Raw genomic sequence first — 13,966 nt, forward strand, 5'->3', positions numbered from 1 at the left:
GCCACGGGGATGCCACGCTCGTCGTACGGACCGCTCCACCAACTGCCGGACACGGCGGCCAGGACGTGATGGTGATGGGTGGTGCCGGCGGTGTATCCATCCGCGGCCCCGAAATACCAATGCTCGTTGGTGTGGGTGTGACCGCTAAAGCTGACGGTGTTGGGGTGGGTCGAGATCGCGGCGAAGAAATCGGCGTTGTCGATATTGGCGACGCCGGGTTCGGTCCCCTGCTGGGTGCGCAGCGGGATGTGGTGAGAGATCACGACCAGGTCGTCGCGCGGCACGTTGGCCAACACATTGCGGACGAAGGCCAGTTGGTCCGGCCCGAAATGGCCGCGGTACTTGCCGAAGCCGTTGGGGCGCCCGGTGTCGGTCCCCAGGTATTCGACGTTATCCAGCATGAAGAACGTCACGCCGGCATATTGGAACGCGCTGTAGCGAGCGCCGAACACGCGCTTGAACGTCTCGCGCGAGTGGGTGTTGTCCGGGGCCTCCAGATTCATGTCGTGGTTGCCCGGGCAGTTATACCAGGGCAGCCCGATGGTGCCGACGATGCGGTTGAACCGATCGTAATAGGCCAGGTCGTCGAACATCAGGTCGCCATGGGTGATGCCGAACGCGGCCTCGACCCCGGCGGTGGTGATGACGACATCGTCGCGGATGTAGCCGATCTCGGCGATGGTTTCCGGCTGCGGGTCGGTGAACAGCAGGGCGTCGAACGTCGCCGGCTCGTCCTGCTTGCGCAGCGCGAAGTCGATCGAGGCGGGCAGCGGACCGGTTGGCGCGATGCCGGCAAACCGTTGCCCCAGATCGGGCGTGCCCTGCGGCACGTGCAGGTAGGAGAAGCGGGGGAGTTGAGTCGCCGGGTCAACCGGAGTCATGTAGCCGGCGGGCTTGATGACGAACACGCTATCCCCAGCGCGGACGGGTATGGCGTAGCGCCCATCCGCATCGGTCTTCACGACGTCGCGCCCGTTGGAAACCATGACGCCGGGCACGCCGCGCCGGGTGCCGTTCAGATCCTCGAATACCGTGCCATTGGCCGTTTCGCCCGTGGTCTGCGCGGCGGCCCCGTTCACCCCAGCCAGTGCCAGCCCCGCCGCCGCGGCGAAGGTCTGCCGCCGTGTCACGCCCATCATCGCGCTACGATCCTCGGTCCATTTTCCCGGCTTGTAGACGGTGCCCGCGCTGGCTTGGGTGATGTTCTGGTTGCAGCGACGGGCGGGCGGCAGCTATTGGGCCGGACGGCGGGTGCCGATAATCTGCAGCAACGCCACCAGCAGCGCGTCCCGCTGCGCCGCCAGCGCCGGCACGGGCGCGCCCTTCGTCTCCTCCGCCACGCCGTCGATGATGGCGCGGCAGACCTCCGGCGTCAGCGTTGGCTGACCCAGTGAGCGCCACCAGGCCTCGTTCGCCTCACCCAGGTGGTCGATGAAATGCGCCATCCCGCCCTCGCCGCCGGCCAGATGGAACGTCAAATGCGGGCCCATCAGCGCCCAGCGTAGCCCCGGGCCGTAGGCGACCGCGGCGTCCACGTCGGCGACACTTGCCACGCCTTCGGCCACGGCGTGCACGGCCTCCCGCCACAGGGCGGATTGCAGGCGGTTCGCCAGGTGGCCCGGCGCCTCCTTGTTCAGGCGGATCGGGTGTTTGCCGATGTGGCGGTAGAATGCCAGGCACGCGTCGATGGTTTCGGGGGTGGTGTCCTGGCCACCCACCACCTCCACCAGCGGGATCAGGTGCGGCGGGTTGAACGGATGGCCGATGGCGAAACGACCCGGCGTGCGCAAGTCTTGCGCCAGGTCTGTCATCATCAACCCGGAGGACGAGGACGCAACGATCGTATCCGGCGCCATCGCCGCCTCCAACTGGGCGAACAAGGCGCGCTTGGCATCGGTGCGCTCCGGCGCGCTCTCCTGCACGAATTGCACGCCCGCCACCGCCTGCTCCGGCGTGGCATGGAAGCTGATCGCGTCCTGCGAGGCGCAAGGGGCGCCCAATTGCTGGATCGCAGGCCAGGCGTTGGCGATGAAGCGGCGCACGAATGCCTCCCCTTCTGGTGCCGGGTCCCACACCGTCACCTGCAGCCCGCGCGACAAGAACCATGCGGCCCAACTGGCGCCGATCGTACCGGCGCCGATCACGGCGACGCGGCGCACCTTGGCTGGATCGGTCATTTGGCAGGTCTCCCCTCGATTTTCGTCGTAAACTGGGGCGGGAGCCATGGCCTGTCCACAGGGCAGGCCTTCGTTGCACGGATCTAGGCAGCGCGTGCAGCGCAGCATTAATGTGATCTTCACCAAACGATTGTTTGGTGGCAGCCCTACGAGAGTTACCGCAGCTTTGCCCTTGGACAGCACGAAACCCGACAGCCGCCGGCACGACATCCTGCACCATGCCACGCAGCTATTCGGCTCGCGTGGATATGGACAGACGTCGATCCGCGACATCGCGTCAGCAGTGGGGATGTTGCCGGGCTCGGTCTACTACCACTTCGCCTCGAAGGAGGCGCTTCTGGCGGCCGTCTATACCGAGGGGATCGAACGCTCGATCGCCGCGGTGGAGGCAGCGATTGTCGCCAAGACCACCCCATGGGACCGGCTGGAAGCCGCTGCCGTGGCGCATTTGAGCCTGCTGCTGGCGGATGGCGCGCTGGCGGCGATTATCGCCGACGGCCGCAACCAGCCGATCGCGGCCCGCGACGCACTCGTGCAGCAACGCAACCGGTACGAGGCGGTGTTTCGCCGCCTGGTCGCCGATGTCGACCTGCCGCCGGGCGTGCAGTCCGGTCCGTTCCGCCTGGCCCTGCTGGGGGCGCTCAACTGGGCGCTCACCTGGTATCGGCCCGACGGTGATCCGCCGGAGGTCGTGGCGCGCGACCTGTTCGCCGTGTTCCGCACCAATCAGACGACCTACCCCCTTGGGAGCCGTGAAATCCAACCATGATGCTTTATCAGATGTACGACCTGCAGCGCCTCGCGATGCAGCCGATGCGCGCCATGGTTTCGGGCGCGCTGTCCCTGATGGAAGACAACCCGCTGAGGGAGACGCCGTTCGGCCGCGTCACCGCTGCGGCGCTGGACAGTTTCGAGCATACCACCCGCACCTTCGTGAAGCCCGCCTTCGGCCACACCATGACCGTGATCGATGGCGAGCCGGTGGATATCACGGAAGAAATTTCCCTCCGCCTGCCGTGGTGCGACCTGCTGCATTTCAAGCGTGCGGTGAGCCGCCCGAACGACCCGACGCTGCTGATCGTGGCGCCGATGTCCGGGCATTTCGCCACCCTGCTGCGCGGCACTGTGCAGGCCTTCCTGCCGGACCACGAGGTGTACATCACCGACTGGCAGGACGCGAAGGACATGCCGATGTCCTCGCCAGTGTTCGACCTGGACGACTACATCGACTACGTGCAGCAATTCTGCGAGCATCTGGGTCCCAAGACCCACATGATCGCCGTCTGCCAGCCGGCCGTACCCGTGTTGGCCAGCACGGCGTTGATGAATGCCGAGGGCAATGCGCTGACCCCAGCCTCCATCACCCTCATCGGCGGCCCGATCGACACGCGGGAAGCGCCGACCGAGGTGAACAACTTCGCCAAGAAGCACGACCTGGAATGGTTCAAGAACAACGTCATCCAGATGGTGCCCTGGGGCAATGCCGGGTTCATGCGCACGGTCTACCCGGGCTTCGTGCAACTCGCCGGCTTCATGGCGATGAACCTCGGCCGGCACATGGAAGCGCATTGGCAGATGTTCACCCATCTGGTGGACGGCGATGGCGAGCCGTTGGCGTCCAAGCGGGCGTTTTACGATGAGTATCGCTCGGTGATGGACCTGTCGTCGGAATTCTACCTGCAGACGATCAACGCCGTCTTCCACGAGCACCTGTTGCCGCGTGGCCTGCTGGTATCGCGCAACCGCCTGGTCGACCCGGCCGCCATCACCCGCACCGCGATCATGACCGTGGAAGGCGAGAAGGACGATATCTCCGGTATTGGCCAGACCCGCGTTACCCACGCGCTGACGCCCAACTTGCCCGAGCATATGCACGAGCATTGGGAACAGCCAAAGGTCGGTCATTACGGGCTGTTCAACGGCGCCCGCTTCCGCAACGAGATCGCCCCCCGCATCAAGACCTTCATCGCGAAGCATAACTGAGCGACCCGGCGCCCTCTCCCACGTGCGGGAGAGGGTTCGCTGGCAGGACATGCCAGAACCACGCTAGGCTCCGCCGTCAACACCGGGACCAAACCCGGCGGCGGAGGAACCATGCTGAGCCTGATGCAAACGCGACCGCTGATGATCTCGTCCATCATCAAGCACGCCGCATTGAACCACGCGACGACCGAAATCGTATCCCGCACGGTCGAGGATACGATCCACCGGATCAGCTATGCCGCGATCGAGGTGCGGATGCGCCGCCTGGTGCGCGTGCTGCAGCGCCTGGGCGTGCAGCAGGGGGACCGGGTGGGGACGCTGGCCTGGAACGGGTTTCGCCATCTGGAACTCTACTACGCCGCCCCAGGCATGGGCGCGATATTCCACACCATCAACCCACGCCTGGGCACCGACGACATCGCGTTCATCATCGAGGACGCGGGCGATGCCGTGCTGTTCGCCGAGACCAGCTTCGTCGGGCTGATCGAGGCGCTGGCCCCACGCACGGCCGTCCGCCACATCGTCATGATGACCGACCCGGCGAATATGCCGGAGGTGAAGCTGGCGCCGAACCAAACGCTGCATTGCTACGAAACGCTGATGGCGGCGGCGGATGAGGATTACGAGTGGCCGGAGTTCGATGAACTGACCGCCGCCGGGCTTTGCTACACGTCCGGCACGACGGGGCGGCCGAAAGGTGTGCTGTACAGCCACCGCTCCACCCTGCTGCACGCGTTCGCAGTCACCTTGCCGGACACGTTCGGCCTACGCTCCGCAGACCGGGTGTTGCCGGTGGTGCCGATGTTCCACGTCAATGCCTGGGGCCTGCCGTTCGCCGCCCCGATGGTCGGCGCGGCGCTGGTGATGGCGGGGCGGCATCTGGACGGCGCCAGCCTGGCAAGCCTGATGAACAGCGAGCGCGTCACCTTCTCCGCGGGGGTACCGACGATTTGGCTGGGCCTACTGCAGCATCTGCGTGCGTCCGGTGCCCGGCTGGACACGGTGAAGTCGCTGGTGATCGGCGGCTCCGCCTGTCCGCCCATGCTGATCGACGTCTTCGCCAGCGAGTACGGCGTGCGCGTCGACCATGCCTGGGGCATGACGGAGATGAGCCCGGTCGGCACCTACAACAAGCCCAAGGCCGGTGAGGAGGTGCTGAGCGCCGCGGAACAGCGCCAGCGCCGGCTTGGCCAGGGCCGGCCGTTATTCGGCGTCGAGATGAAGATCGTCGATGACACCGGCGCCACCCTGCCACGCGACGGCATCGCGTTCGGCAATCTCATGGTCCGCGGCCATTGGGTATGCCAACGCTACTACGGCGACAACGCATCTGGCGGCGCCGACGAAAGCGGCTGGTTCGCCACTGGCGACGTGGCGACGCTGGATGCCGACGGGTTCATGACCATCACCGACCGCTCGAAGGACGTCGTCAAATCCGGCGGCGAATGGATCAGTTCCATCACGCTGGAAAACATCGCCGTCGCTCACCCGAGCGTGGCGGAGGCCGCGATCATCGCCGCGCACCACCCGAAATGGGACGAGCGGCCATTGCTGCTGGTGGTGCCGAAAAGCGGCATGACCATCGACCCGGCGGAACTACTGGCGAGCTATGCCGGGCACGTGCCGAAATGGTGGCTGCCGGATGGCGTGCTGGTGGTGCCCGAACTCCCCCATACCGCGACGGGGAAACTTAATAAGCTCGCATTGCGGACACAGTATGGACAGCATTTTTTGAATAATGCGGCTGAGTGAATGAACGAACCCGGCAAACCGGCGTTCAGTCATCCGCTGAATTTGGAGAGTGTCCCATGAAGACGATCGTTGCGTTGGCTGCCGTGCTTGCCCTGGGCACTGCCGCCCTTCCCATGTCCGCCCAGGCCGCCGGTTGCGCGTCGGGTGCGGCAGTTGGCGGCGTCGCCGGCCATATGGCGGGCCATCACGGCGTGTTGGGTGCTGCCGCGGGCTGCGCGGTAGGCCATCACGAGAATACCAAGCAGAAGCGCGCCGCGGCTGCCACGACGACGGCAGCCCCACCCGCCACGCAGCAATAACCCCTTAACGGAAAGACCACGCCGATGAAGACGTTTGCAGCGCTTGCAATCCTGGTGGCGGCTGGTTCCGTCGCCCTCCCGCATGACGCCGGGGCGGTTGGGTGCCTGTCTGGCGCCGCCGTCGGCGGGGTCGCCGGGCATTACGCAGGCCATCATGGCATCCTGGGTGCCGCGGCCGGTTGCGCCGTCGGGCATCACGCCAAGGTGGTCCAGCGCCGCCGTGCGGCCGAGGCCGAGCGGCAAGGCGCCTACCAGCAGCCTTACCAGCGTTGATGACGGAGTTGGGGGCGGTTCAAGCCGCCTCCAACACCCCGCTGCCTTCGGCCAGTTGCGCCAGATGCGTATCGGCGTCGCCGAACAAGATTTCGATCATCGACATGCGCTTGAAGTAATGGCCGACCATGTATTCCATGGTGACGCCGATGCCGCCATGAAGCTGCACCGCCTCCTGCCCTAGTTTGCGGCCGGAGCGTCCGATCTGCACCTTCGCCGCGGCTGCCACCTTGTGGCGCTCCACGGGATCGTCCTCCGCCACCATCATCGTTGCCAGCAGCGCCATGGAGCGGGCCTGTTCCAGCAAGACCAGCATGTCCACGGCACGATGCTGCAGCGCCTGGAAGTCACCGATGGCGCGGCCGAATTGCTTACGTTGCTTCATGTAATCCACGGTCGAGGCGTGCATCGCCGCCATGACGCCCACGGCCTCGGCGGCCAGGAACGCGAGCGCCTCGTCCACCACGCGCTCGATCGCCGGCAGCGCATTCGCCGGGTCTCCGAGAGGGATGCCTGTGGCCCCCGCCAGCGAGACCTCCGCTGCCCGCAATCCGTCCTGCGTCGGATAGCCACGGACCGACACGCCCTCGCCCGGCACGTCCACCAGGAACAGGCCGATCCCCGTGCGGTCGCGCGTGCTGCCGGCGGTGCGGGCGGTGACCAAGATCTTGTTGGCGCAATCGCCGTGCAGAACCACGCCCTTGTCACCCTCCAGCCGCCAGCGCGCGCCGTCCTGCCGGGCGATGGTGGCGACGTTGTGCAACTCGTAGCGGGATTGGGGCTCCACATGGGCAAACGCCAACAACAACTCACCGGACGCGATCTGCGGCAGCAAACTGGCCTGCGTCGCGGCGTCGCCGGCGCGGCGGATCAACCCGCCACCGAGGATCACCGTCGCCAGATATGGCTCCAACACCAGGCCGCGCCCAAACGCTTCGGCCACGATCATCGCCTCCACGGGACCGCCGCCGAAGCCACCGTGTTCTTCGGCGAAGGGCAGGCCCAGCAGGCCCAGTTCGGCAAATTGCGCCCACATCGTCCGGCTCCATCCGCCGGGCGCCGCCATGTTCGCGCGCCGTTGGTCGAAGCCGTACTTGTCCGTGATCAGCCGCTCGACGCTGTCCTTCAAAAGACGCTGATCGTCGTTCAGATCGAAATCCATTGATGCCCTCGGTTGCTGATGATGTCGGCTCAGAAGCCGAGGATCGCCTTCGCCAGTATGTTGCGCTGAATCTCGTTGGAGCCGCCGTAGATCGAGATCTTGCGCCAGTTGAAATAGGTCGGCGCCGCCTCCGCCGCATACTCCGGACCGATCGATTGCGGATCGTTATCGCCCTCCGGCTCCGCCCCGGCGTGGTATGGCATCGCATACGGGCCAACGAGTTCCATGAGCAACTCCGTCGTCGCCTGCTGGATTTCCGAACCCTTGAGCTTCAGGATCGAACTCATCGGATTCGGGACGCCTCGGGGTCGATCCCGCTCCCCGGCTACGACGCGAAGCTGGGTCATTTCCAGCGCGCGTAGCTCGATTTCCAACGCGGTCAGTTTCTCCCGAAAATGCCGGTCCTCGATCAGCGGTTTGTCGCCGATCCGCTCAAGCTTGGCCAACTCGCGTAGCCGCAACAACCGCGCTTTGGACACGCCGACGCGGGCGATGCCCGTGCGCTCGTTGCCCAGCAGGAATTTCGCGTAGTCCCAGCCCTTATTCTCCTCGCCAACGAGGTTCTCGTAGGGAACGCGCACCTCGTCGAACCAAACCTCGTTCACCTCGTGCCCGCCATCCAGCGTCTGAATCGGGCGGACGGTGATGCCGGGCGTCTTCATGTCGATCAGGATGAAGGAAATGCCTTGCTGCTTCTTCGCGGCATTCGGGTCGGTGCGGCAGAGGCAGAAGATCCAATCGGCGTGCTGCGCCAGCGTGGTCCAGGTCTTCTGGCCGTTCACCACCCACTCGTCGCCGTCGCGCACGGCCGACGTGCGCAACCCCGCGAGGTCCGATCCGGCGCCGGGTTCGGAGAATCCTTGGCACCACCAGATGTCCAGATTGGCGGTGGCGGGCAGGAACCGCTGCTTCTGCGCCTCACTGCCAAATTCCGCGATCACCGGGCCAACCATCGACGTGTTGAATGCCAACGGTGCTGGGACGGAGTTGGTCTGCATCTCGTCCAGCCAGATATAGGTTTGCACCGGCGTCCAATCCCGCCCGCCCCATGCCCGTGGCCAATGCGGCGTCGCCAACCCGGCCTTGTTCATCGCCTGCTGCGTGGTGATGAGGTCGGCCTTGGACACGTGCTCGCCCTTGCCGGCCTTCTCCCTGATCTCGGCGGGAATTTCGGTCCGGAAGAACCGGCGCATCTCCTCACGAAAGGCGCGTTCTTCCGGGGTGAAGCTGAGGTCCATGACGGCTCCTAATGCAGGATTTCGAACAGCCCGGCCGCGCCCTGGCCGCCGCCGATGCACATGGTGACGATGGCGTGTTTGGCCCCACGGCGCCGGCCCTCGATCAAGGCATGACCCGCCATCCGCGCGCCGCTCATCCCATACGGGTGGCCGATCGCGATCGAGCCGCCATCCACGTTCAGCCGGTCGCTCGGGATGCCCAATTTATCGCGGCAGTAGATCACCTGGCTGGCGAACGCCTCGTTCAACTCCCACAGGTCGATGTCCTCGACCCGCAGCCCCTTGCGTTCCAGCAGCCGCGGCACGGCGTAGATCGGGCCGATGCCCATCTCATCCGGCTCGCACCCGGCGGTCGCGTAGCCGCGGAATATGCCCAGCGGGGTCAGCCCCAGGCGTGCCGCTTCCTCCCCGGACATCATGACGCAGGCGGATGCGCCGTCACTCAGCTGGCTGGCATTGCCCGCGGTGATGAACTGGTTCTCGCCGCGCACCGGCTTCAGCTTGGCCAAGCCATCTAGCGTCGTTTCCGGGCGGTTGCACTCGTCGGAGGTCAACGTCACCGGTTCCCGGCTGACGGCTTTGGTCGCCTTGTCCACCACTTCCTTTGTGACGGTCATTGGGGCAATTTCGGCGGCCAAGCGCCCGGATTGCTGCGCAGCGGCGGTGCGGCGTTGGCTTTCCAGCGCGTATTCGTCCTGCGCCGCGCGGCTGATGCCATAACGCCGGGCCACGATGTCCGCCGTCTCGATCATCGGCATGTAGATATCGGGCGTGTTCTGCGCCAGCCACTCGTCTTGGTAGTGGAACTCGTTCATGTGGAACTGCACGAGGCTGATCGATTCTAGTCCGCCCGCCACCGCTACCGGCGCACCGTCATTGATGATGCGCCCGGCGGCCAATGCCATGGCCTGGAGCCCGCTGGAACAGAAACGGTTCACCGTCATCGCCGACGCGGTGGACGGTATGCCCGCCCGCAGCGCCGCCTGGCGGGCGATGTTGCCGCCGGTCGCACCCTCCGGATTGGCGCAGCCCATCACCACGTCTTCCACGCTGGCCGGGTCGATGCCCGCGCGCTCCATCGCGGCGCGGATCACGTGGCCGCCCAGATCGGCGCCATGGGTGATGTTGAACGCCCCGCGCTGCGCTTTGCCGATTGGCGTGCGCGCGGTGGAGACGATGACGGCTTCGGTCATGCTGGCTCAGGCCTTCTCAGTTTCGGACGCTCGTATTTTTTCTTCTTCGGCCAGTTCCTTCCGCGACAGCTTGCCCACCGCGGTGCGGGGCAAGGCGTCGCGAAATTCGACGGCCGTCGGCAGTTCGTGACGCCCCAGCCGATCCGCCAGGAACGCCCGCAATTCCTCCAGACTGAACGGCTCGGCGCCATCACGCAACTTCACGAACGCCTTGGCGGACTGGCCGCGATAGGCGTCGGGGATGCCGACCACGGTGCATTCCTCGACCGCGGCGTGCTCGTAGACCGCGTCCTCGATCTGGCGTGGATACACGTTGAACCCGCCGGAGATGATCATGTCCTTCTTGCGGTCGACGATATAGAAATTACCCCCCGCATCCATCCGGCCCACATCGCCGGTCAGGAAAAATCCGTCGGCAAAGGCGGTATCGTTCTCCTCGGGACGATTCCAATAGCCGGCGGTGACGTTGGGGCCACGAATGCGGATCTCCCCGGTTTCGCCCGGCGCCAGGACACGATGCGGGTCGGTCAGGTCGGCAACGTCCATCTCGATCTGCGGCAGCGGCAGGCCGATCAGCCCGGGGCGCATCGGCATGTCCGGCAGGATCACAGTGCCGGCGGGTGAGGTCTCCGTCATGCCCCAGCCACCGCCGACGCGACGACCCGTGAGCGTCTCGAACCGTTGGGCCACTTCCACCGGCAGGGGCGCGCCGCCGCAACTGGCGGTGCGCAGGCTGGTCAGGTCGCGCCGATCGATGCCGGGCTGGGCGGCCATGGCGATGAACATGGTGGGCACGCCGGGGAATGTGGTGGCTCGGCCCTTTTCGATATCATCCAGGATCTGCGCGGGCTCGAACCGTTGGCGTAGCAGGATCTCCACCCCGCCCTTTAGGCATCGCAGCAGAACGGTGGTGAGCATGTAGATGTGGAATAGCGGCAACACGCCGATGACACGGTCGTGCTGCTGCCAGGTTCGGCCGGTGCCGGCGTACCAGTGTTCATAGATCGACGTGGCGGCGGTGAGGTTGGCATGCGTGAGCATTGCCGCGCGAGGCAACCCGGTCGTGCCGCCGGTGTATTGCAGCACGGCGACTTCGGCCGGGTCCTGTTGTGGCCAGGGACCGGTGAATTCGGCCTCGCTGAGTTGCGCGAAGGAAAGGATCCGCGCATCCGGGGGGAGCGCCAGGGTTGGCGGCCCGGCGCCCCAGGCGGCGTCCTCACCGACAATCAAATGGTCCAGTGGCTCATCCGCCAGCAACGACAGCGCCTGCGGCAGCAGCGTCTTGTCGTCCGTGGTCACCAGGATGCGCGCGCCACTGTCGGCCAGCTTGCGCGCCAGCGCCCGGGGCGGATCCAGCGGGCTCAGATGCACCACGCGCCCGCCGGCGCGCAGCACGCCGAAGAAGCTGATCGGGTGATACGGCACATTCGGTAGATACAATGCCACCGATACGCCCGGCCCCACGCCCAGCCGGCGTAACCCGGCGGCGGCGCGATCCACCAGGTCGCCAAACGCGCGAAACCCGATCTGGCGGCCACGGAATTCGATGAACGGCCGATCGCCGAACGAAGCCACCGCGCGGTCCAGCAGAACCGGCAATGTGGTGACGTCCAGATCGGCGTCCCATCGCAGGGCGGGCGGGTACGACCGCTCCCACGCGAAGGGACGCGTGCCCATCAGGCGGCGGCTTTCGTCGGCGGGGCGAACCCGGCGCCCTGGTTCGCGAGGTCCCGCAACAGCTTGGCCGGGCGCAGGGTTTCGTCGCCGTTGCGGTCGGCATAAAAATCCAGCCGGTCGGCAATGTGCTTCAGCCCCACCGTGTCGGCGTAGTGCATCGGGCCGCCGGTCCGGATCGGCCAGCCGTAGCCGTTCATCCAGATGACATCGATGTCGGAGGGCCGGGTCGCGATCCCTTCCTCCAGGATGCGCGCGCCCTCGTTGATCATCGGGTAGAACATGCGCTCGAAAATCTCGTCATCGCCGATCGTGCGGGGGTTCACGCCCAGCTTGCGCTGCTGCTCGGCAATGATGCGTTGCACCTCCGGGTCGGGCGACGGCGTGCGTCCGTCATATTTGTAGTAGCCGGCATTGGTCTTCTGGCCGTAGCGCCCGGCCTCGCACAGCGCGTCGGCAATCGGCGCGGTGGTGCCGCGGCCCTGGCGGATGCGCCAGCCAACATCCAGCCCGGCCAGGTCGCCCATCGCGTACGGCCCCATCGGGAAGCCGAATTTCGTCACCACCGCATCCACCTGCTGCGGCAATGCTCCCTCCAGCAACAGCGCCTCCGCCTGGGCGCTACGCTTGTGCAGCATGCGGTTGCCGACGAAGCCATCGCACACGCCCACCACGGCCGACACCTTGCCGATGGCGCGCCCGATCGCCAACGCACGGGCCAGCGATTCGTAGCTGCTGGCCTTGCCGCGCACGATTTCCAGCAGCTTCATCACGTTGGCCGGGGAGAAGAAATGCATCCCCAGCACATCCTGCGGCCGCTTGGTGAAGGATGCGATTTGGTCGACATCCAGGGTCGACGTGTTGGACGCAAGTAGCGCGCCGGGCTTGGCGATCGCGTCCAGCTTGGTGAACACCTCTCGCTTCACCTCCATGGTTTCGAACACCGCCTCGATTACCACGTCCGCGTCGGCAATCGCGCTCCAATCGGTTGTGGCGGTAAACAGCGCCATGCGCTTGGCGACGTCGCCCTCTTGCATCGAGCCGCGGCTGACGGCGGTGCGGTAATTCTTTTCCACCACGCCCATGCCGCGATCCAGCGCGTCCTGCTTCAGCTCCACGATGGTGACCGGGATGCCGGCATTGGCGAAGCACATGGCGATGCCGCCGCCCATGGTGCCGGCGCCGATGATCGCGGCCTTCTTCACCGGGGCCGCTTTCAACCCGGCGGGCATGCCGGGCACCTTGGTGGCTTCCCGCTCGGCAAAGAAGGCGTGGCGCTGGGCTCGGCTTTCCTTGCTGTTGACGAGGTCGCGGAACAATTTGCGTTCGAGTGCGAGGCCTTCGTCGAAGGGCAGGTTCACGGCGCCCATCACCGCCTGCACGCACGCCGCGGGGGAAAGCTGGCCGCGGGCGCGCTTCAGCAGGGGGGCGGCCGCCTCGTCCAACAGGCCGGGATTGGCCCGTGCCTCCTGCAGCTTTTCATCCCGGTCACGCACCCTGGCGAGCGGCTTGCCGATGCACGACCGGGCGAAGGCCACCGCCTCCTCCCGCGTGGCGCACATGGCGTCGACCAGGCCCTCCGCCTTTTCGACGGGAATATGGGTGCCGGCGACAATGGCCTTCAGCGCGGCCACCGGGCCCATCAAACGCGGGAGCCGCTGCGTGCCTCCGGCGCCGGGCAGAATGCCGAGCTTCACCTCCGGCAAACCCAGCTTCGAACCCGGCGCGGCAACGCGGTAATGGCAACCCAGCGCCAGTTCCAAACCGCCGCCCAGCGCCACGCCGGACATTGCGGCGATGACGGGACGGTCGAACGCCTCGATCACGGCGATCACCTCCGGCAGCAGCGGCTGCTTCTGGATGGTGCCGAATTCGGTGATGTCGGCGCCGCCGGAAAACGCCCGGGGTGTGCCGATCAGCACCACGGCCTTCGCCTCCGGCTTGGCGCGCACCGCCTCCATCGCCTGCATCAGGCCGCCGCGCAGCACGTAGCCCAGCGCATTCACTGGCGGGTTGTCCATGACGATAACCGCCACGTCCCCATCCTGCTGCAGATCCACCGCGGCGTTAATGTTGCCCATGCTTGTCTATGTCTCCCGATATGCGGCGACGGGACTGCATCCGGCTGATGCGACTAAGGAGCATCCGAACTGTGCGGCCCGCACGACACCGCCAAATTCCAGCACGGTCGCGCTGACGCCCCGACGCAAATCCC

Annotated in this window: 12 protein-coding genes; 5 read left to right on the forward strand and 7 right to left on the reverse strand. The window is 66.2% G+C overall.

What is annotated here, in order from left to right; all coding sequences use genetic code 11:
* Together GSQ76_RS19225 and GSQ76_RS19230 are read right to left on the reverse strand one after the other, a co-directional pair.
* Positions 1-1,139, reverse strand: a 1,139-nt coding sequence (locus GSQ76_RS19225; protein WP_216851169.1) for a metallophosphoesterase N-terminal domain-containing protein, incomplete at its 3' end; no start/stop codon positions are given.
* Positions 1,140-1,232: 93 nt separating this feature from the next.
* Entirely contained in the window at positions 1,233-2,177 is a 945-nt protein-coding gene (locus GSQ76_RS19230; RefSeq protein WP_158745736.1) for a 3-hydroxyacyl-CoA dehydrogenase NAD-binding domain-containing protein, read from the reverse strand.
* A 172-nt stretch (positions 2,178-2,349) separates the two neighbouring features.
* Between GSQ76_RS19230 and GSQ76_RS19235 the strand changes: the two genes are divergently transcribed.
* The 5 genes from GSQ76_RS19235 to GSQ76_RS19255 all read left to right on the forward strand — a co-directional run bounded on the left by GSQ76_RS19235 (position 2,350) and on the right by GSQ76_RS19255 (position 6,484).
* Complete coding sequence (locus GSQ76_RS19235; protein WP_158745737.1) at positions 2,350-2,946, forward strand: TetR/AcrR family transcriptional regulator; 597 nt, start codon at positions 2,350-2,352, stop codon at positions 2,944-2,946.
* Positions 2,943-4,160: a polyhydroxyalkanoate depolymerase gene (locus GSQ76_RS19240; protein ID WP_335904920.1), complete on the forward strand. Its 1,218-nt coding sequence runs from the start codon at positions 2,943-2,945 to the stop codon at positions 4,158-4,160. Before GSQ76_RS19235 ends, GSQ76_RS19240 begins: the two co-directional genes overlap by 4 nt.
* A 111-nt stretch (positions 4,161-4,271) precedes the next feature.
* Positions 4,272-5,912 carry a long-chain-fatty-acid--CoA ligase gene (locus GSQ76_RS19245; RefSeq protein ID WP_158745738.1) on the forward strand — a complete coding sequence of 547 codons (1,641 nt, stop codon included), beginning with the start codon at positions 4,272-4,274 and terminating at the stop codon, positions 5,910-5,912.
* Positions 5,913-5,968: 56 nt separating this feature from the next.
* Positions 5,969-6,211: a hypothetical protein gene (locus GSQ76_RS19250; protein ID WP_158745739.1), complete on the forward strand. Its 243-nt coding sequence runs from the start codon at positions 5,969-5,971 to the stop codon at positions 6,209-6,211.
* Positions 6,212-6,235: 24 nt separating this feature from the next.
* A complete protein-coding gene (locus GSQ76_RS19255) occupies positions 6,236-6,484 on the forward strand; it encodes a hypothetical protein (RefSeq protein WP_158745740.1) in 249 nt (82 codons plus the stop codon).
* 19 nt (positions 6,485-6,503) lie between these two features.
* On the opposite strand, the gene GSQ76_RS19260 is transcribed toward GSQ76_RS19255, so the two are convergent.
* Genes GSQ76_RS19260 through GSQ76_RS19280 form a run of 5 tightly spaced genes read right to left on the reverse strand, consistent with a single transcriptional unit; the run spans position 6,504 to position 13,832 of the window.
* Complete coding sequence (locus GSQ76_RS19260; protein ID WP_158745741.1) at positions 6,504-7,646, reverse strand: acyl-CoA dehydrogenase family protein; 1,143 nt, start codon at positions 7,644-7,646, stop codon at positions 6,504-6,506.
* Between the two features lie 29 nt (positions 7,647-7,675).
* A complete protein-coding gene (locus GSQ76_RS19265) occupies positions 7,676-8,884 on the reverse strand; it encodes an acyl-CoA dehydrogenase family protein (RefSeq protein WP_158745742.1) in 1,209 nt (402 codons plus the stop codon).
* An 8-nt stretch (positions 8,885-8,892) separates the two neighbouring features.
* Entirely contained in the window at positions 8,893-10,077 is a 1,185-nt protein-coding gene (locus GSQ76_RS19270) for an acetyl-CoA C-acyltransferase (protein ID WP_158745743.1), read from the reverse strand.
* Between the two features lie 6 nt (positions 10,078-10,083).
* The gene (gene pimA / locus GSQ76_RS19275; RefSeq protein ID WP_158745744.1) at positions 10,084-11,754 is read right to left on the reverse strand and encodes a dicarboxylate--CoA ligase PimA; all 1,671 of its coding nucleotides are present in this window, start codon (positions 11,752-11,754) and stop codon (positions 10,084-10,086) included.
* Positions 11,754-13,832, reverse strand: coding sequence for a 3-hydroxyacyl-CoA dehydrogenase NAD-binding domain-containing protein (locus GSQ76_RS19280; RefSeq protein ID WP_216851170.1), 2,079 nt, complete (start codon positions 13,830-13,832; stop codon positions 11,754-11,756). Before GSQ76_RS19280 ends, pimA begins: the two co-directional genes overlap by 1 nt.
* Positions 13,833-13,966 lie beyond the last annotated feature (134 nt).

It is taken from the genome of Acidisphaera sp. L21, assembly GCF_009765685.1.
Taxonomy (GTDB): Bacteria; Pseudomonadota; Alphaproteobacteria; order Acetobacterales; family Acetobacteraceae; genus LMUY01.

Coding starts and splice junctions, on each gene's coding strand:
- GSQ76_RS19230 (WP_158745736.1), bottom strand. CDS start 2,177: ATGACCGATCCAGCCAAGGTGCGCCGCGTCGCCGTGATCGGCGCCGGT.
- GSQ76_RS19240 (WP_335904920.1), top strand. CDS start 2,943: ATGATGCTTTATCAGATGTACGACCTGCAGCGCCTCGCGATGCAGCCG.
- GSQ76_RS19245 (WP_158745738.1), top strand. CDS start 4,272: ATGCTGAGCCTGATGCAAACGCGACCGCTGATGATCTCGTCCATCATC.
- GSQ76_RS19250 (WP_158745739.1), top strand. CDS start 5,969: ATGAAGACGATCGTTGCGTTGGCTGCCGTGCTTGCCCTGGGCACTGCC.
- GSQ76_RS19255 (WP_158745740.1), top strand. CDS start 6,236: ATGAAGACGTTTGCAGCGCTTGCAATCCTGGTGGCGGCTGGTTCCGTC.
- GSQ76_RS19260 (WP_158745741.1), bottom strand. CDS start 7,646: ATGGATTTCGATCTGAACGACGATCAGCGTCTTTTGAAGGACAGCGTC.
- GSQ76_RS19265 (WP_158745742.1), bottom strand. CDS start 8,884: ATGGACCTCAGCTTCACCCCGGAAGAACGCGCCTTTCGTGAGGAGATG.
- GSQ76_RS19270 (WP_158745743.1), bottom strand. CDS start 10,077: ATGACCGAAGCCGTCATCGTCTCCACCGCGCGCACGCCAATCGGCAAA.
- pimA (WP_158745744.1), bottom strand. CDS start 11,754: ATGGGCACGCGTCCCTTCGCGTGGGAGCGGTCGTACCCGCCCGCCCTG.
- GSQ76_RS19280 (WP_216851170.1), bottom strand. CDS start 13,832: ATGGGCAACATTAACGCCGCGGTGGATCTGCAGCAGGATGGGGACGTG.